General features: G+C 72.0%; 16 protein-coding genes and 2 pseudogenes. 8 read left to right on the forward strand and 10 right to left on the reverse strand.

The genetic code is table 11. From position 1 onward, the window contains the following. Positions 1-9 precede the first annotated feature (9 nt). A complete protein-coding gene (locus ACSUPV_RS37015; protein ID WP_436949443.1) occupies positions 10-1,272 on the forward strand; it encodes a cation:proton antiporter in 1,263 nt (420 codons plus the stop codon). Positions 1,273-1,487: 215 nt separating this feature from the next. Here ACSUPV_RS37015 and ACSUPV_RS37020 read toward each other — a convergent pair whose 3' ends face one another. Continuing rightward, on the reverse strand, positions 1,488-1,631 hold the full coding sequence (locus tag ACSUPV_RS37020; RefSeq protein WP_359794523.1) for a hypothetical protein: 144 nt from the start codon (positions 1,629-1,631) through the stop codon (positions 1,488-1,490). Between the two features lie 247 nt (positions 1,632-1,878). Between ACSUPV_RS37020 and ACSUPV_RS37025 the strand changes: the two genes are divergently transcribed. Then, the gene (locus ACSUPV_RS37025; RefSeq protein ID WP_436949444.1) at positions 1,879-2,166 is read left to right on the forward strand and encodes a DUF3040 domain-containing protein; all 288 of its coding nucleotides are present in this window, start codon (positions 1,879-1,881) and stop codon (positions 2,164-2,166) included. 35 nt (positions 2,167-2,201) lie between these two features. Here the strand turns inward: ACSUPV_RS37025 and ACSUPV_RS37030 are convergent, their stop codons facing one another. Continuing rightward, the gene (locus tag ACSUPV_RS37030) at positions 2,202-2,702 is read right to left on the reverse strand and encodes a hypothetical protein (protein WP_037762181.1); all 501 of its coding nucleotides are present in this window, start codon (positions 2,700-2,702) and stop codon (positions 2,202-2,204) included. 260 nt (positions 2,703-2,962) lie between these two features. On the opposite strand from ACSUPV_RS37030, the gene ACSUPV_RS37035 reads away from it, so the two are divergent. The 3 genes from ACSUPV_RS37035 (at position 2,963) to htpG (ending at position 6,601) form a co-directional block, all read left to right on the forward strand. Further along, the gene (locus ACSUPV_RS37035; protein ID WP_436949445.1) at positions 2,963-3,733 is read left to right on the forward strand and encodes a hypothetical protein; all 771 of its coding nucleotides are present in this window, start codon (positions 2,963-2,965) and stop codon (positions 3,731-3,733) included. Between the two features lie 146 nt (positions 3,734-3,879). After that, positions 3,880-4,599 carry a class F sortase gene (locus ACSUPV_RS37040; protein ID WP_436949446.1) on the forward strand — a complete coding sequence of 240 codons (720 nt, stop codon included), beginning with the start codon at positions 3,880-3,882 and terminating at the stop codon, positions 4,597-4,599. Positions 4,600-4,702: 103 nt separating this feature from the next. Continuing rightward, the gene (gene htpG, locus ACSUPV_RS37045; protein WP_436949447.1) at positions 4,703-6,601 is read left to right on the forward strand and encodes a molecular chaperone HtpG; all 1,899 of its coding nucleotides are present in this window, start codon (positions 4,703-4,705) and stop codon (positions 6,599-6,601) included. 12 nt (positions 6,602-6,613) lie between these two features. Here htpG and ACSUPV_RS37050 read toward each other — a convergent pair whose 3' ends face one another. From ACSUPV_RS37050 to ACSUPV_RS37060, 3 genes are all read right to left on the reverse strand, one after another. After that, positions 6,614-6,865 (reverse strand): twin-arginine translocase TatA/TatE family subunit, encoded by a 252-nt coding sequence (locus ACSUPV_RS37050; protein WP_031120632.1) that lies wholly within the window; start codon positions 6,863-6,865, stop codon positions 6,614-6,616. Further along, positions 6,853-7,518 carry a hypothetical protein gene (locus ACSUPV_RS37055; protein ID WP_037762186.1) on the reverse strand — a complete coding sequence of 222 codons (666 nt, stop codon included), beginning with the start codon at positions 7,516-7,518 and terminating at the stop codon, positions 6,853-6,855. The genes ACSUPV_RS37050 and ACSUPV_RS37055 overlap by 13 nt, the downstream gene beginning before the upstream one ends. Before the next feature lie 80 nt (positions 7,519-7,598). Further along, entirely contained in the window at positions 7,599-8,174 is a 576-nt protein-coding gene (locus tag ACSUPV_RS37060) for a TerD family protein (protein ID WP_031120635.1), read from the reverse strand. A gap of 127 nt (positions 8,175-8,301) precedes the next feature. Between ACSUPV_RS37060 and ACSUPV_RS37065 the strand changes: the two genes are divergently transcribed. From ACSUPV_RS37065 to ACSUPV_RS37075, 3 genes and pseudogenes are all read left to right on the forward strand, one after another. Further along, the gene (locus tag ACSUPV_RS37065; protein ID WP_031120636.1) at positions 8,302-8,688 is read left to right on the forward strand and encodes a BlaI/MecI/CopY family transcriptional regulator; all 387 of its coding nucleotides are present in this window, start codon (positions 8,302-8,304) and stop codon (positions 8,686-8,688) included. 6 nt (positions 8,689-8,694) lie between these two features. Then, a pseudogene (locus ACSUPV_RS37070) lies at positions 8,695-9,126 on the forward strand (M56 family peptidase); the annotation flags it as partial. Between the two features lie 393 nt (positions 9,127-9,519). Continuing rightward, positions 9,520-10,032, forward strand: a pseudogene (locus ACSUPV_RS37075) (M56 family metallopeptidase); the annotation flags it as partial. Between the two features lie 19 nt (positions 10,033-10,051). Here the strand turns inward: ACSUPV_RS37075 and ACSUPV_RS37080 are convergent. The 5 genes from ACSUPV_RS37080 to ACSUPV_RS37100 all read right to left on the reverse strand — a co-directional run bounded on the left by ACSUPV_RS37080 (position 10,052) and on the right by ACSUPV_RS37100 (position 16,089). Further along, positions 10,052-11,071, reverse strand: coding sequence for a sporulation protein (locus ACSUPV_RS37080; protein WP_037762188.1), 1,020 nt, complete (start codon positions 11,069-11,071; stop codon positions 10,052-10,054). 177 nt (positions 11,072-11,248) lie between these two features. Continuing rightward, positions 11,249-11,623: a hypothetical protein gene (locus ACSUPV_RS37085; RefSeq protein WP_031120641.1), complete on the reverse strand. Its 375-nt coding sequence runs from the start codon at positions 11,621-11,623 to the stop codon at positions 11,249-11,251. A gap of 158 nt (positions 11,624-11,781) precedes the next feature. Next, on the reverse strand, positions 11,782-14,247 hold the full coding sequence (locus tag ACSUPV_RS37090) for a CBM35 domain-containing protein (protein ID WP_436949448.1): 2,466 nt from the start codon (positions 14,245-14,247) through the stop codon (positions 11,782-11,784). Positions 14,248-14,347: 100 nt separating this feature from the next. Further along, positions 14,348-15,172, reverse strand: a complete 825-nt coding sequence (locus ACSUPV_RS37095; RefSeq protein WP_359794288.1) for a carbohydrate ABC transporter permease — start codon at positions 15,170-15,172, stop codon at positions 14,348-14,350. Beyond that, positions 15,169-16,089, reverse strand: a complete 921-nt coding sequence (locus tag ACSUPV_RS37100) for a carbohydrate ABC transporter permease (protein ID WP_382611814.1) — start codon at positions 16,087-16,089, stop codon at positions 15,169-15,171. The genes ACSUPV_RS37095 and ACSUPV_RS37100 overlap by 4 nt, the downstream gene beginning before the upstream one ends. Between the last annotated feature and the right edge of the window lie 2 nt (positions 16,090-16,091).

Genomic DNA, 16,091 nt, shown 5'->3' on the forward strand with positions numbered 1-16,091 from the left:
CGGTGACCCGTGGGACACGCTGACAGCCTTCTCGCCATGGGCGGCGCCTTCCTGGCCGCCGCGTTCCTCGCCCGCCTCGGCGGCAGGATCGGACTCCCGACGATCCCGCTGTTCATGCTCGCGGGCATCCTGCTCGGCCCGCACACCCCGGGCCTGGTCATCGTCCAGGACGCCCACGACTTCGAGATGCTCTCCGCGCTCGGGCTCGTGCTGCTGCTGTTCTACCTGGGCCTGGAGTTCCACCTCGACGACCTCAGGAGCGGCGGCCGGCGCCTGCTGACCGCGGGCGGGATCTATCTGCTGCTCAACGTCGGCGCCGGGCTGGCATTCGGCTTCGCCCTGGGGTGGGGCGTCCGGGAGGCGCTGGTGCTCGCCGGTGTCCTCGGCATCTCCTCGTCCGCCATCGTCACCAAGATCCTCATCGACCTCGGACGCATCGGCCGCCCCGAGACGCGCCTCATCCTGGGCGTCATCGTCGTGGAGGACATCTTCCTCGCGCTGTACCTCGCCGCGCTCCAGCCGGTCATCAGCGGCGCCCAGGGCGTCGGGGACACGGCCCTGCAGGCCGCCAAGGCCTTCGGCTTCCTCCTGCTGCTGGCCGCCGCCGCCCGCTACGGCACCAGGCTGGTCGGGCGGCTGATCGCGACCCGCGACAACGAACTGCTCGTCATCAGCTTCCTCGGCGCGGCCGTCCTCGTGGCCGGCGTCGCCGAGGTCCTCGGAGTCGCCGACGCCATCGGCGCGTTCATGGTCGGCCTGATCCTCGCCGGTACCCCCTCCGGGCCTCGCATCCGGGACCTGGTGCATCCGCTGCGCGACGCCTTCGCGGCGATCTTCTTCTTCGCCTTCGGCCTCTCCATCGACCCCGGCGACATCGTCTCCGTCGTCGGACCGGTCGCGGCGGCGGCCGCGCTGACCCTCGTCATGAACGTCGTCGCGGGGCTCCTCGTCGCCCGCGTGTACCGCTACGGCACCGAGCCCGCCGCCGACATCGCCACCACGCTCGTCGCCCGCGGGGAGTTCGCGCTGATCCTGGCCGCCATGGCCGCCACCGCCGGACTCGACGACCGCCTCGCCCCGTTCATCGCCGGGTACGTCCTCGTCCTCGCGGTCCTCGGCCCCATCGCCGCCGGACGCGCACATCTGCTCGCCCGCGCGCTCCGGGCCGGACAGGGACTCCTGCCGGGCCGCACGGCCCCGACGTACGCGGTGGAACCCCCGTCCGACAGCACGACGTCCGCCCCGCGTCCCACCGAGCCGGCCGAGCGCTGACGGGCTTCCGGCCGCCGAACACCGGTGGCAGACCGCCCGAGGCACCACACCTCGGCGCCCTCGCGCGGGCCGGGGCGCGGCCGGGTCCGGGGCACGACCCGGGGCCGGAACCGGCGCCGACGCGCGGCGCACCCACCGCATACCCCGGGCACCGGCTCCCTCCGGCGCGTCACCGATGCCGCGGTCGTCGCCGCGGACGCCCGGCCCCACGCCCGTCACGTCAGTCCGCGGAGCGCCCTCGGCGTGCCGGGCGTGAGCGCGGCCGGTGACAGGACGGCACCGCCCACCGCACCCTCGGCCCCGCCCTCGTCCAGCGTGGGGCGGGGCCCGGCGGCGCCGTCCTCCGTGACGCCACCCACCCTTGGACCGAACACCCGTCTCGCGATCCCGCGTTCGTGGGGTGCGCTGACCGGGAAGGATGAGGGCCGGGCCCGATGGCGGAAGCCGCTGGAGGAGGGAGAAGCTGAAGCCCTGGTGAGACCGGCAGCGCCGCGTCTCGGCGGGCTGTCCACCTCCGCACCCTCACTGGGCCCTCCACCCCACGACTTGCCCTGTCCTCGGCCGTGCCCTGCCCGCGAGCGCCGCAGGGTTCGGGAAGGAGAAGCCGTGCCCCGGTCCGAAGACGAACGCCTGGTCGACCTCGCCGCGCGACTCGAGCGGGAGGACCCCAGATTCGCCCGAGCCCTGCGGACCGGCCGCCCCGCCCGGCCCCGGGAGTACCGGCGTACCGGCGCCTGGTGGGGGCTGGCCCTCGGCGTGACCGTCCTGGGCTGCGGCATCGTCCTGGCCCAGGGGCTGCTCATCGCGGGCGGGCTGGTCCTCGTCGGCATGGCGGCACAGCTCGTGGACCCGGACCCGACCCGCGCGGGGCACCGGGGGCCCGGGCCGCGGTGACGCCCGCGGGCGCCGGGCCGCTACACACCGGCCCACTACCCGCCGGCCCACTTCCGCAGCAGCGCCTCGCGCTCCTCGCGCGGCGGAGTGCCCTCGGCCGCGTGGTCGCGGCCCCACGCCAGGAGGTCCCCGACCTCGGCAGCCCCGTCCGCGAGCCGTTCCAGGAGGGCGGTGGACAGCTCGTACTCGGACGGCTGATAGAACCCTCCGGCCACCGCCGCCTGCACGGTGACCTCGACGGTCTCCTCGGCCGTCACCACCTCCAGGAGGAAGGCGGGCGGCAGCTCGCCGTACCCGGTGACCGCGACGAGCACGGCGTCGAACGCCATCGACGCCATCCGGCGCGCACCCGACCGCACGGGTACGCCGTCGGTCCGGATCCGGACCACCTCGTCCCAGGCCCAGAACCTGCCCCGACCTGCTCCCAGCGTCTCCACACCGGCCTCGGTCAGCCGTACCCCGGAGGCGGCTCCCACCGGCTCGGCCCCCACGTACACCGAGTCCTCGCCGATCCAGAACAGGCCGACCATGGCCATGAGCGCCTCCCCGCGATGGTCCGGGTTGGAGCGGTTCCGACCCGAGTGTCGTCGTAGGAGACGGCACCGACGGGCAGGAGGTTGCGGACCGTGCGGCCCGACAGGGGGAGCGGGGTGCCGCCGTCAGGGTGTGGCCGTAACCCGAGTGAACGTCCTGGATGGTGGGACGGACCGGCATGACTGACGGTGTTCACGTCGAGGCCGGGTCTCGTGAGCTGGCGAGGCGTCAGCTGCCCGGCTCGCGACGGAAGGATTCACCGATGCGCTCTGCCCGCATGCTGCTCGCGACGGCCACGGCCACGGCCGCCCTCGCGATCACCGCACCCGCCGCCTACGCCGAGGCGATGGGTGACCGGGACCACGACACCACTTCCTACAGCAAGGAGCACCACAAGGACGGCAAACACCACAAGCCGCACGGCGGAGTACACACCGGTGGCGGAGCCCTGGCCGCCGTGACCGCGGACCACGACTCGGACGGTTCCAAGCACGACAAGGACGCGTTCGGCGACAAGCACGGCAAGGGTGACGAACACGGCAAGGGTGACGAACACGGCAAGCACGAAGACCACGGCAAGCACGAAGACCACGGCAAGCACGAAGACCACGGCAAGGACTTCGACCACGGCAAGCACCACAAGCCGCACGGCGGAGTACACACCGGTGGCGGAGCCCTGGCCGTGGTGAACGCGGACGACGACTGGGACAACCCGAAGCACGACCAGGACGTCCTCAAGGACGGCGAGCGCGGCGACGACCCCTGGAACGACAAGCACGACGAGGACGGCTTCAGCGACAAGCACGACGAGAACGGCAAGCACGAGGACCACGGCAAGCACGACGAGCACGACAAGGGCTCCTGGCACGGCAAGCACGACAAGCACCACAAGCCGCGCGGCGGGATGCACACCGGCGGTGGCGGGCTGGCCGCGTCGCCGGGCGTGACCGCCGGCGGCCTGGCGATGCTGGCGGTGGCCGGCACCGGCCTGTACGCGCTGCGGCGCCAGAAGGCCTCGCGGGGCACCGCATGACGGGTGCCTGACCTCATGACCGCTGTGGCCGCCGCACGTGTCTCCCGCGTCGCGGCGGTCCGGCTCGTCCGCCCGCGTGCCGTGTCCGCGTCCGTATCCGTGCTCGTGTCCGTTCCCGCTGCCGTGCCCGAGTGAGGTGGTCTTCGATGGCAGTCAGCCCTCCTTCCCCCGACGCACCAGATCCCGCCCCGCCGAGGCGGCGGCTGCGCACCGCCGTGTGGGTGGTGTGGGCCGTGGCCGCCCTGGCCCTGACCGTGGGCCTGTTCACCGGCCGCGGTGGGTCGTCCGACTCCGGCGGCCCGCCGCACGCCCCGCCCGCCGTCGCGCCCGCCGCCTCGGCCGCGCCCGCCGTCCCCGAGGCGCCGCCCACGTCCGCGGCTCCCCAGAGATCCGCCGGGACCGAGGCCGGCGGCCTGCCGCGGTCCCGGCCGGTCCGCCTGCTCATCCCCAAGATCGCGGTCGACGCGCCCTTCACGGATCTCGCCATCGGCCGTTCGGGTCAGCTCGACCCCCCTCCCGACGACGACATCAACCTCGTCGGCTGGTATGCCGAGGGCCACTCGCCCGGCGAGGCCGGAACCGCGATCATCGCCGGACACGTCGACACCAAGACCTCCCCGGCCGTGTTCGCCCGGCTCAGCGAGCTGAGGAAGGGCGACCGGTTCCACGTGGCGCGCGCCGACGGAAGCAGGGCGACCTTCGTGGTCGACGACTCCGAGTCCTTCGACAAGGACCACTTCCCCAGCGAGCGCGTCTACGGCGACACCCCCGACGCCCAGGTCCGCCTCATCACGTGCTCGGGAGCCTACGACCGCCAGGCCCGGGACTACACCGAGAACCTGGTGGTCTTCGCCCACCTCGCCTGATTCCCGGTCTGTGGCCTGACTTGGTGTTTTACAGTGACTGCCACCGTTCAAGTGACGGCCACCAGTTCAGGCGACTGTGGGACCTGTGAGGTATTCGCGAACCATGACGACCGAAACGTTTGAGTTCCAGGTAGAGGCCCGTCAGCTGCTCCAGCTGATGATCCACTCGGTCTACTCGAACAAGGATGTCTTCCTGCGCGAGCTCGTCTCCAACGCCTCCGACGCGCTCGACAAGCTGCGTCTGGAGAAGCTGCGGGATGACTCGCTCGACGCCGACGTCTCGGACCTGCACATCGAGATCGACGTCGACAAGGAGGCCCGTACCCTCACGGTGCGGGACAACGGCATCGGGATGTCGTACGACGAGGTCGGGCAGCTCATCGGCACCATCGCCAAGTCGGGTACGGCCACCCTCCTGAAGGAGCTGAAGGAGGCCCAGGACGCGGCCGGGGCCGAGGGGCTCATCGGCCAGTTCGGCGTCGGCTTCTACTCCGCGTTCATGGTGGCGGACGAGGTCACGCTGGTCACCCGGCGCGCCGGCGAGAGCCAGGGCACCCGCTGGAGCTCCCGCGGCGAGGCCACGTACACCCTGGAGACCGTCGACGACGCCCCGCAGGGCACCTCGGTGACGCTCCACCTCAAGCCCGCCGACCCGGAGAACCAGCTCCACGACTACACCTCGCCGTGGACGATCCGGGAGATCGTCAAGCGGTACTCGGACTTCATCACCTGGCCGATCCGGATGGTCCCGGAGGCCGCCGAGGGCGACAGCGCACCCGAGCCCGAGACGCTGAACTCGATGAAGGCCCTGTGGGCGCGCTCGCGCGAGGAGGTGTCCGACGACGAGTACCACGAGCTGTACAAGCACATCAGCCACGACTGGCGCGAGCCGCTGGAGACGATCCGGCTGCAGGCGGAGGGCACCTTCGAGTACCAGGCGCTGCTCTTCGTCCCCTCGCACGCACCGCACGACCTGTTCACGCGGGACTTCCGGCGCGGCGTGCAGCTGTACGTGAAGCGGGTCTTCATCATGGACGACTGCGAGGCGCTGCTGCCGCCGTACCTCCGCTTCGTCAAGGGCGTCGTCGACGCGCAGGACCTCTCGCTCAACGTCTCCCGCGAGATCCTGCAGCAGGACCGGCACATCCGGATGATGCAGCGCCGCCTGACGAAGAAGGTGCTGTCCACGGTCAAGGAGTTCATGACCAAGGACGCCGACCGCTACACCACGTTCTGGCGGGAGTTCGGCACGGTCCTGAAGGAGGGCCTGGTCACCGACTCGGAGAACCGTGACGCCATCCTCGCCGTCGCCTCGTTCGCGACCACCCGCTCCGACGACGAGCCGACCACGCTCGCGCGGTACGTGGAGCGGATGAAGGACGGCCAGGAGGACATCTACTACCTCACCGGCGAGTCCCGGCAGAGCATCGAGAACTCCCCGCACATGGAGGCGTTCCGCGCCAAGGGCATCGAGGTCCTGCTGCTCACCGACGCGGTCGACGAGGTGTGGGTCGACGCAGTCGGCGAGTACGAGGGCAGGAAGCTGCGGTCCGTCGCCAAGGGCGAGATCGACCTGGACGCCAAGGGGGAGGAGAAGGCCGACGAGGAGCGGGAGAAGCAGGCCGAGGAGTTCGCCGGCCTGCTCGGCTGGATGCGGGAGCGGCTGGACGAGGACATCAAGGAGGTGCGCCTCTCCACGCGCCTCACCGTCTCCCCGGCCTGTGTCGTCTCCGACGCGCACGACCTGACCCCGGCCCTGGAGAACATGTACCGGGCCATGGGCCAGGAGGTGCCGCGCACCAAGCGGATCCTGGAGCTCAATCCCGGCCACCCGCTGGTGAAGGGCCTGAACCAGGCCTTCCAGGAGCGCGAGGACCGCACGGAACTCGAGGAGTCCGCGGAACTGCTCCACACGCTGGCGGTGCTCGCCGAGGGCGGCCAGCCGAAGGACCCGGCGAAGTTCGTCAAGCTGGTGGCGGACCGCCTGGAGCGCACGCTGTAACCGGGGGACGGATCAGCGGGGGTCCGGGGCGTCCGACGCCCGGGCGGCGGGCGGGGTCGTGCCGGAGCCCGGCGGGACGATCTCGCCCTGGACCACCCGCGGCGCGGGGGCCGTACCCGCCTCCTCCTCCCGCGCGGCGCGGGCCTCGGCCTTGAGGATGCGCGCCGACTTGCCGGCCGAGCGGGCCAGCTCGGGCAGCTTCTTGGCCGCGAGGACGGCTATGACGACGATGAGGATGATCGCGAGTTCGCTCAGTCCGAACATGGTGTCCTGTCCTTTCCCGCCCGGGCCGGGCACGGCGCGAGCGTATCGGGCGGGGAGCACGGCGTGAGCGCCGCCTCGGGGCGCGGGGCCAGGTGCCGGCGCAGGTGGGGCAGCACGCCGTGGTCGAGCAGCGCCTGCCGCCAGGCCTGCCGGGCGTGCTCCACCTGGTCGGCGGCCGGTGGGACGGCGGGTCTGCCCAGGGCCGTACGCAGCACCGCGGCGAGGGCGACGAGGCCGGTCACGGCCGCCACGAGCGCCAGGGTCCAGCCGGCCGCGACGAGCGAGCCGGGCAACGGGCCCGGCGCGCCGGCCACCTGGAGCAGGCCGCCGAGCAGGAGAAGCGCCCCGGCGGAGACGGCCGCCACGAGCGGGGTGAGCACCGCGAGGGCCGGCAGCAGGCTGCCCGTGCCGAGCGGAGGCGGCGTCTCCCGCCGGGCCGCCCGCCGTACGGCGAGATAGGTCCGGTACGGCTCGTCGGCCGCCGCCGTGATGGCGTCGGCGTGGGCGAGCGCGTGGGCACGCAGGTGCGCGGCGGCCCGGCCGGTCGGGTCGGGGCGCAGGGCGTCGCGGATCTCCGCGCTGCCCATCGCGAGGTGCAGCACGGCCTCGAAGTCGGCGCGGTCCTCCGGGCGGAGGCGGGACGGTAGGGCCACATGGTCTCCCGGGTCGGTTGCTGATGCCGCCGCCGGGCCCGGCCACGTGCTGGCGGGCCCGGCGGCGCGGTCGGTCCGTGTCAGACGTTCACGCCGAAGTCGGACGCGATCCCGGCCAGCCCGGAGGCGTATCCCTGGCCGACGGCCCGGAACTTCCACTCGGCGCCGTGCCGGTACAGCTCGCCGAAGACCATCGCGGTCTCCGTGGAAGCGTCCTCCGACAGGTCGTAGCGGGCGATCTCCTGGCCGCCCGCCTGGTTGACGACCCGGATGAAGGCGTTGCGGACCTGCCCGAAGCTCTGGCCGCGGTTGTCGGCGTCGTGGATGGAGACCGGGAACACGATCCTGTCGATCCCGGCGGGGACGGCGGCGAGGTCCACCTTGACGCTCTCGTCGTCGCCCTCGCCCTCGCCGGTGAGGTTGTCGCCGGTGTGCTCCACCGAGCCGTCCGGGCTCCTCAGGTTGTTGTAGAAGACGAAGTGCTCGTCCGAGGGGACCTTGCCGGAGGCGTCGAGGAGGAGGGCGGAGGCATCGAGGTCGTAGTCGGTGCCGGTGGTGGTGCGCACGTCCCAGCCCAGGCCGACCAGGACGGCGGTGAGGCCCGGCGCCTCCTTGCTGAGCGAGACGTTGCCGCCCTTGGACAGGGAAACTCCCACGAGGTACTCCTTCTTGACGTGTGCGGTCCCGTAAAATCTACAGCACTGTAGAAGAACGGGGGGTGGTCCCGCGGATCTATACGATGTCCGCACGGGCAACGAAGGGCGGCGGAAGGGAGGCAGGGCGGTGACGGATCCCCGGCAGCGTCCCCGGCGGGGACAGGGCGAGCTGGAGGCGCTGGTGCTGTCGGCACTGCGGGAGGCGGACGGTCCGGCGACGGCCGGCTGGGTGCAGGAACGTCTTGGCGGCGACCTCGCCTACACGACGGTGATCACGATCCTGACCCGGCTGCTGGGCAAGGGCGCGGTCACCCGGGAACGGGTCGGCCGGTCCTTCGCCTGGACGCCCGCCTCGGACCAGGCGGGCCTGGCCGCCCGGAAGATGCGCAAGGTGCTGGACGCCGAGAACGACCGCGGGGCCGTGCTGGCCAGCTTCGTCACCGGCCTCGACCCGGACGACGAGCGGCTGCTGCGTGACCTGCTGGATCAGGCCCACGGCGAGGGGGAAGACTGAAGCCTCATGGGGGTGTTCGTCTTTCTTCCGCTGGTCCTGCCGCTCACGGCGTGGCCGGTCGCGCGCCTGGCCGAGCAGCATCTGCATCCGCGCACCGCGACCCGGCTGCTCACCGCGCTGGCCGCGGTGCTGGCGCTGTGCAGCACCGTGTGCCTGGCGCTGGTGATGGTGGTGGGCACCGCCCAACTGCCCGGCAACCCGCTGCCGGACGGCTGGTCGGACCCCGAGGTACGGGCGGCGGTGCCCTACGACGAGGTCGTCGGCAAGGCCGCGATTCCCGCGCTGTGCGCGGTGGTAGCCGCCTGCGCCCGGACGCTGTGGCGGCACGCCCGGGTACGCCGCCAGGCCCACCGCGCACTGGCCGGCCTGCCGGACACCGAGGTCGCCGTCCTGCCCGACGCCGTCCCCTACGCGTACGCCCTGCCCGGCGGCCGACGGGGCGGCCCCCGCGCGGGTGCGCGCCCCGGGGGCGGACGGGTCGGCGCGGGCGGGTCTGTGGGACGCGGCAGTGATCGGAGCGGCTTGGATGCGGGTGCGCGCTCTGGTGGTGGCGGGGTCGGCGCGGGCGGGTCTGTGGGACGCGGTGGTGATGGGATCGGCCGGTACGCGTCTCCGCGCCCCGGTGACGGACGGGCCGACGCGGGCGGGTCTGTGCGACGCGGTGATGAGCGGGGCGGCCCGGATGTGGCTGCGCGCTCTGGGGGTGGACGGACCGGCGCGGGCGGGTTTGGGCGCCCCGGCGGTCACCGGACGGGCCCGCACGCGCATCGGCGGCCCGGCGGTGGGCAGGGCGGTGGTGCTCGGCGCGGCAGTGCCGGCCGACGTGCCCGGGGCTCGCGTGGGGGCCGTGTCGTGGTGACCACGGCCCTGCTGGACCGCCTCGGGGCCGCCGAGCGGCGGGCCCTGTTCGCCCACGAGCGGGCGCACCTCGCGGCCCGGCACGACCGCTTCCTGCTCGCCGTGCAACTCGCCGCCCGCGCCAACCCGTTCCTGCGGCCGCTGCGCACCGCCGTGGCGTACACGGCCGAGCGGTGGGCCGACGAGGAGGCGGCCCGGGCGATCGGCAGCCGCCGCACGGTGGCGCGCGCCATCGGCACGGCCGCCCTCGTCTCCCGGGGCACCCCGGTGCCCACGCTCGCGGGACTCGCCGCACCGGGTCCGGTGCCCCGCCGCGTGGCGGCGCTCCTCGGTCCGGCACCCGCCGTGCGCACCTGGCCCCCGGCGTTCACCTCGGTCGGCCTGGCGGCCTGGGGCGCGGCCGCGGGCACGGCCGTGTCGGCGATGTCCTCCGCGAACTCGGCCGTGACGATGGTCCTCATCCTGCACGCGGCCACGCCCCTGTGAGGGCCACGCCCCGACGGCGTCAGCCCTCCTCTTCCTCGTCCCCCTCGAAGAAGTCCCCGACCTCGTCGACGACTTCGCCGGCGACCATGCCGCCGACGACCCCGACCGCGAGGCCGGCCGCGCCCGCCGCGACGGCCGTGCCCATGCCGGGGCCGGAGCGGTGGCCGTCGTGGTGGTGCCCGTCGGGCCCGTGGCCGCCCGGGGCGAAGGCGGCGGGGGAGCCGTGGCCCGAGGGGGCGCCGTAGCCCGTGGGGGAGCCGTACGACGCCCGGTGCTCAACCAGTTGCCGCAGCCAGCCGTCGACGATCGACGGCCAGTCCTGCTGCCCGACCCCCTCGTGGGAGACGGTGAAGCGGGTGAGCGCGTCATGGCCGGGCGACAGGAAGCCGCCCCGCTTGTCCGCCTCCAGCACCACCTCCATGCCCCCCGGACCGGCCAGGAACGTCAACTCGACCTCGTTGAGCTGCTGCGCGTAAGCGGGCGAGGGGACGAGCTCGATCTCCTGGTAGAAGGGCAGCCGCTGGCCCGTGCCGCCGATGCGCCCGTACTCCAGGTCGGCCGACCTGAAACCGAAACCGAGCCCGCCGAGGGCTTCGAGCACGGCCTCCTGCGCGGGCAGGGGCGCGACGGTCAGCTGATCCAGGTCGCCCTTGTCCTTCGCGCCCGCCACCGACAGCTCGGTGCGCACCCCGAGGACCACACCCAGGCTCTGGCCGTGCAACTCGGTGACCGGCGTCTCCCACGGCAGGGTCACGCTGAACGGCACGCTGCGCCGCTCGCCCTCCGCGAGCCGGAAGCCGCCGCCGACGGTGAAGCGGTCGAAGGCCACGACGCCCTCGCTCTCACCGCCCTCGTGCTCGGCCTCGACCCGGGCCACCAGCTCCAGGGTGATGTGCTCGATGTCGAAGTCGGCCTTGCCGCCGACCAGGTGGACCTGGCCGGTGAGCGTGCCGCCGGGGCGGACGGGGGCCGGGTCGAGAACCGTGTCGACCGTGGGGCCGCCCACACCGAGCGCGCCGAGCAGTCGTTTGAACACCATGGTGGCGTCCACTCCTTCACGTGCGTGTACTGGCTTCTACAAGCATGTAGAAGCATAGGGGGTGTGAGTGACGGGACGTCATGCGGGGCCCTGGTGTGGCGGGATCGGCCGGAACACGACAGTGCCGCAGCCCGCCTCCTCGGCGGACTGCGGCACTGTCACGCGCCGAGCCTGCGGTCAGCAGTTGCGGACCGGGTCGGTCTCGCTGTAGATCGCGGTGTCCTTCATGTAGCCGAGTTTCCCGTTGTCGGCCACGGTCAGCAGCCAGCGGGTCGGGTGCGGCCCGCCGACCCAGGCCTGGCCGTCCAGCTTGCAGTAGAACCAGCTGGGGTTGGAGTACATGTATCCGACCACCTTGGTGGGGTCGGGGTAGATGTGGTTGTTGCCGATGTACCCGTACACCGGTGCGCCGGACACGTTGTGGCACCAGGAGCGGATGCCGTCCCCGTCCGCCCAGCAGTTGTCGGCGGCGGAGGCGCCGGGCGCCATCGCGACGCCCAGGCCGGTCGCCAGGACCGTGGCCGCCAGGACCGAGCCGAGCTTCGTACGCATGGAACTCCCCGTTGTCGTGGCCCGGACCGGGCCGTGGTCAGGGCCGCCTGGTCGTGCGGCGGCCATGACAACAGACGGTGCGTGGTGGGGTCCCGGTTGCGGAGGATGGCATTCGATCCTCCGCAACCGTCACCGCGGAGATCCGTCCAACACGGGGATCAGCCCACCACCCGGCCCAGCTCGATCCGGTCGATGTTCGGCGCCCAGGCGCTCGCGTTGCCGAACGTCACCGTGTTGGTGCCCTCCTTCAGGTCGACCGGGACGCCGACGGTCCAGTAGTCGTCCCAGCTCCAGGTGTTCTTGAAGGTGACCGGCACCGGCGCGCCGGACCCGACCGTGACGTCGGCGGTACGGGACATGATGTCCGTGTTGTAGGCGTGGCCGTTGTCCCGCCGGTCGTTGTGCGCGTAGTGGACGACCAGGAGGTAGCGGCCGGCGCGGGGCGCGTCGACCGTGAACCCGGCGGTGCTGGAAGGGCTGTTGCCGAGCCGGCCGATGTACGAGCCGGCGGACGCGTGCGGGGAGTCGACGAGCTTGGCCCCGCCGGCGAGCGTCGCCGCGGCGCCCTCGTAGGAGAGGGTGCCGGCGGTCGAACCCTCGCCGGAGACGTCGAGGGAGCGGACGGCGGCGTGGCCCGACGTCATCGCGATCCGGTTGTTGCCCGCGACCAGGTAGAGCCGCAGCGGACGGCCGGGAGCCGCTGTGACCGTCTCGCCGTGCAGAGCGAGCTTCACCGCCGCCGTCGACCGGGACGTCACCGTGTAGTAGCCGTCGCGCGGGGCGTAGACGTCGAACACCGCCTTGTCGCCCGAGCGCAGGACCAGGGCACCCGTGCCCACCCCGGCGGACGACGCGTAGTCGTACGACGGCCGGCCGCTGATGTCGGCCAGGGTCGCCTCGTACGACGCGGACGGGACGCCGGTGCGGGAGGTCAGGTCGATCCGGTCGAGGGTGACCTCGGCGTCGCCCTTGGACAGCGTCAACTGGTGTGTCCCGGCCTTCAGTTGCAGGGTGACGTCCTTCTTGGCGCGGTAGGTCCAGTTCTCGGTGGAGGGGTAGGCGACCGTCACCGGGTCGCCTCCGTCGACCGACAGCTTCTGGGTGGCCGGGCCGCCCGACTGGTTGCCGTACAGGATCGCCAGGTCGTACGTGCCGTCCTTGGGCACCGTCACCGAGAAGGTCACCTTGCTGCCGGGCTGGTTGAGGGAGCCGACGTCCTTGGTGCCGGAGGCCGCGTAGCCGTTGGCGTTCTGCACGGTGCCCTGCGTGTAGACCTTGCCGTCGGTGATGGCCGCGTCCTCGGCCTCGTACGACGCTGACCACGGGACGGAGGCCGCGGACGGGGTGCCGGAGCCGCCGGGGGTGAGGACGATCCGGTAGGCCGACATCTTGTGCATCCCGCGCAGCGGGACCGTCACCGAACCGTCGTCCGCCACCTTCACCTTGGTGCGCGCGAGGACCCGCGGCGCCGCGTGTTGCCCCTCGTAGCCGGACCAGGCGGCCTCGGCGACGGTCGCGGTCACCGTGCCGCCGAACACCGACCGGGGGACGTTGCGCACGACCACCTCCGAGTCACCGGCGGAGCCGCCGAGCAGCACCTGTGCCTGGCGGCGGGAGGTGTCGAGGGAGGCGAGCCCCTGGAGCGTGTCGATGGTGTTCGGCTGCGGCGGTGTCACCTTCACGGTGTTCCCGGTCAGGCCCGCGTACCAGCGGAACAGCCACCAGCCGCCGTTGGGGATGTTGGAGCGCACCACATGGCCGCTGAGGTTGCCGGCGGCGTCCCAGTAGGCCATGTTCGCGTACACCTTGTTGCGCTCGAACATGGACACCCACTGCACGAGTTGCCCGGGCACGGACAGGTCGCGGCGGTTGGCGTACTCGTCGATGTTGATCTTCAGCGGGGCGATGCCCGCCTCGCGCTCCAGCCTGCGGTAGTCGTCGTAGTGGGCCTGGAAGTCGCGCAGCGAACCGGAGCCCAGTTCGTGCCAGGTCATGATCTGGGGCAGCACGTTCTCCCGCTTGGCGAAGGCGAGGAAGTCCTTCAGCAGGCGGGTGTGGTAGGCGGCTTCGTTGGGGCCGGCGATCCGCGCGTCCGGGTCGATGGCGCGGATGCGGTGGTACACCGTCTTCCAGTCCTTGAAGAACCGGTCGCGGTTCTTCTCGTACTGGGCCTGGTCCGCCACGTCGAGCTTGTACCAGATCTGGTCGGGCTCGTTGAACGGGATGTAGACGAACCGGTCGCTGTGCGGGTCGGCCGATATCTCCTTGACGATCTTCTCGACCTTGGGGAGGTAGTCGTCGATGCCGAGGTCCTCGTAGGGCCACTTGGCGTAGATGTCCTGCATCATCACGTTGATCTCGCCGCCGCCGTTGCGGAAGAACGACTTCGAGACCGTGAGCGCGTCCCCGTTGGGGTGCTGGGCGCCGCCCTCGGGCTTCTGCGAGACGCTGGTGATCTTCAGGGGCTCCATCGCGGCGTCGCTGGGCACGCCGTCGTCGCTGAGGCCGTACAGCGAGCCGTTGGCGCCCAGCATCACCGGGCCCTCGGAGGCGTCGAGGTCGACGGTGAGGCGCTGGGGACCGGCCGCGGCGGCGGGACCGGCCGCGGGAAGGGTGCCTGCCATGGCGGCTGCTCCAAGGAGTGCTGTGATCAGGGCGGTTCTGGTTCGGGATCTCGTGCGGACTCTCGTGCGGGCGGGGGTGATCACGCTGCTGGACCTCCAGTCACTTGACGGCTCCACTGGTGATTCCGGACACGATCTTTCGCTGGCCGACGAGGAACACGGCGACCATGGGCAGGCTCATCACCACGACGTACGCGAAGACGAGGTGCCAGTTGTTCAGGTAGAGCTGGGCGCTGGCGACCTGGTAGAGGTTGAGCGGCAGGGTCGCCCGGTCTCCGCCGCCGAGGACGAAGAACGCGTAGAAGACGTCGCTCCAGGCGTAGAGCATCACCATGATCGTCGCGGTGGCGATCACCGGCCGGAGCAGGGGCAGCACGATCCGCCAGAAGATCCGTGACGGTGACGCCCCGTCCATCCGGGCGGCCTCCTCCAGTTCCATGGGGATGGCCCGGATGAACCCCGTCATGAAGAAGATCGACGTGGACAGGTACATGCCGGTGTACACGGCGATCATGCCGGGGCGCGTGTTCGCCAGGCCCAGCTGCCGCAGCTCCATCACGATGGTGATGACGGCGGGCGGCAGCAGCAGCCCGCTGATGCAGAGCGCGTACGCCGCCGATACCAGCTTCGACGTGCGGCGCGCGAACACCCAGGCGGCGCCCGCGCCCAGGAGCAGCACCAGGACCACCGACGGCACCACGACCAGCAGCGAGTTGAGGAAGCCGCGCAGCATCTCGCCCTCGCCGACGGCGTCCGCGTAGTTCGTCGCGGGCTGCCAGTGCCGGGGCAGGTCCAGGTTCGGCTTGATCGCCTCCGCCTGCGGTTTGGCCGAGGTGACGGCCACCAGCCACAGCGGCACGCCCACGGCCAGCGCGGCAAGCAGGACGACGAGGGAGGGGCGGCCGTACCGCCACACCGCGGTCACAGCAGCTGCTCCCTTCGTCGCAGCCCCACGACCAGCGGGATCGCCACCGCGACCACGACCAGGAACAGCACGAGGCTCATCGCGGAGGCCTGGGCGTACAGGCCCTGCCCGAAGATGCGGAACATGTAGATGTTGAAGACCTCGGTGGAGGCGGCGGGGCCGCCGCCCGTCGTGGCCTGCACGATGTCGAAGGTGTTCATCGAACCGATCAGCGCCGTGGTGACGTTGAAGGTGACGGCGGGCGCGAGCATCGGCCAGCGCACCGACCAGAAGGTCCGCCACGGCCCGGCGCCGTCCATCCGGGCGGCCTCCAGCATGTCGCCGGGGATGCCCTTGAGCCCCGCCAGATAGATCAGCATCGACAGGCCCATCCACTTCCAGCCGTGGATGAGCGTGACGATCACCAGCGTCCAGGTCGTCGACCCCAGCCACGGGACGTCCGTGCCGAGCACGGCGTTGAGGGCCCCGTCCTGGTCCAGCAGCGCCTGGAAGACATAGCCGGTGGCCAGCGCCGATATCAGCACCGGCAGGAAGAAGACGGCTCGGAAGAACCGGTTGAAGCGGCTGTCGTCCTCCAGCAGCAGCGCCAGCGCCAGCCCGAAGCCGTTCTGGAACAGCGCCGCCAGCAGCGCGTACACCAGGGTCGTCCGGATCGCCCGCAGCAGCGAGCCGTCGTCGGCGATGGTCCGGAAGTTGTCCAGGCCCGTGAAGGCGATGTCCGCGTGGTACGAGGACCAGTCGGTGAACGGGTAGTAGAAGTTCAGCAGGTTCGGCACCAGGAAGAAGCCCGCGAAGACGACGATCGCGGGCAGCGCGAACCACCAGGGGTGGTGCACGGCCGCGCGTGGCAGCCGCCCCACCTTCTTCGGCGCGCCCCTCACCGGCGCGGGCTCGGTACGTACGGCCGTGTCCGCCATCG

Origin of the sequence: Streptomyces sp. SudanB52_2052 (assembly GCF_964272415.1) — a bacterium.
Classification (GTDB): domain Bacteria; phylum Actinomycetota; class Actinomycetes; order Streptomycetales; family Streptomycetaceae; genus Streptomyces; species Streptomyces olindensis.

Excerpts from the sequence above, each read along its gene's own strand:
- ACSUPV_RS37030 (WP_037762181.1), bottom strand. The coding sequence starts at position 2,702 with ATGGCCATGGTCGGCCTGTTCTGGATCGGCGAGGACTCGGTGTACGTG.
- ACSUPV_RS37035 (WP_436949445.1), top strand. The coding sequence starts at position 2,963 with ATGCGCTCTGCCCGCATGCTGCTCGCGACGGCCACGGCCACGGCCGCC.
- ACSUPV_RS37040 (WP_436949446.1), top strand. The coding sequence starts at position 3,880 with ATGGCAGTCAGCCCTCCTTCCCCCGACGCACCAGATCCCGCCCCGCCG.
- htpG (WP_436949447.1), top strand. The coding sequence starts at position 4,703 with ATGACGACCGAAACGTTTGAGTTCCAGGTAGAGGCCCGTCAGCTGCTC.
- ACSUPV_RS37050 (WP_031120632.1), bottom strand. The coding sequence starts at position 6,865 with ATGTTCGGACTGAGCGAACTCGCGATCATCCTCATCGTCGTCATAGCC.
- ACSUPV_RS37080 (WP_037762188.1), bottom strand. The coding sequence starts at position 11,071 with ATGGTGTTCAAACGACTGCTCGGCGCGCTCGGTGTGGGCGGCCCCACG.
- ACSUPV_RS37085 (WP_031120641.1), bottom strand. The coding sequence starts at position 11,623 with ATGCGTACGAAGCTCGGCTCGGTCCTGGCGGCCACGGTCCTGGCGACC.
- ACSUPV_RS37090 (WP_436949448.1), bottom strand. The coding sequence starts at position 14,247 with ATGGCAGGCACCCTTCCCGCGGCCGGTCCCGCCGCCGCGGCCGGTCCC.
- ACSUPV_RS37100 (WP_382611814.1), bottom strand. The coding sequence starts at position 16,089 with ATGGCGGACACGGCCGTACGTACCGAGCCCGCGCCGGTGAGGGGCGCG.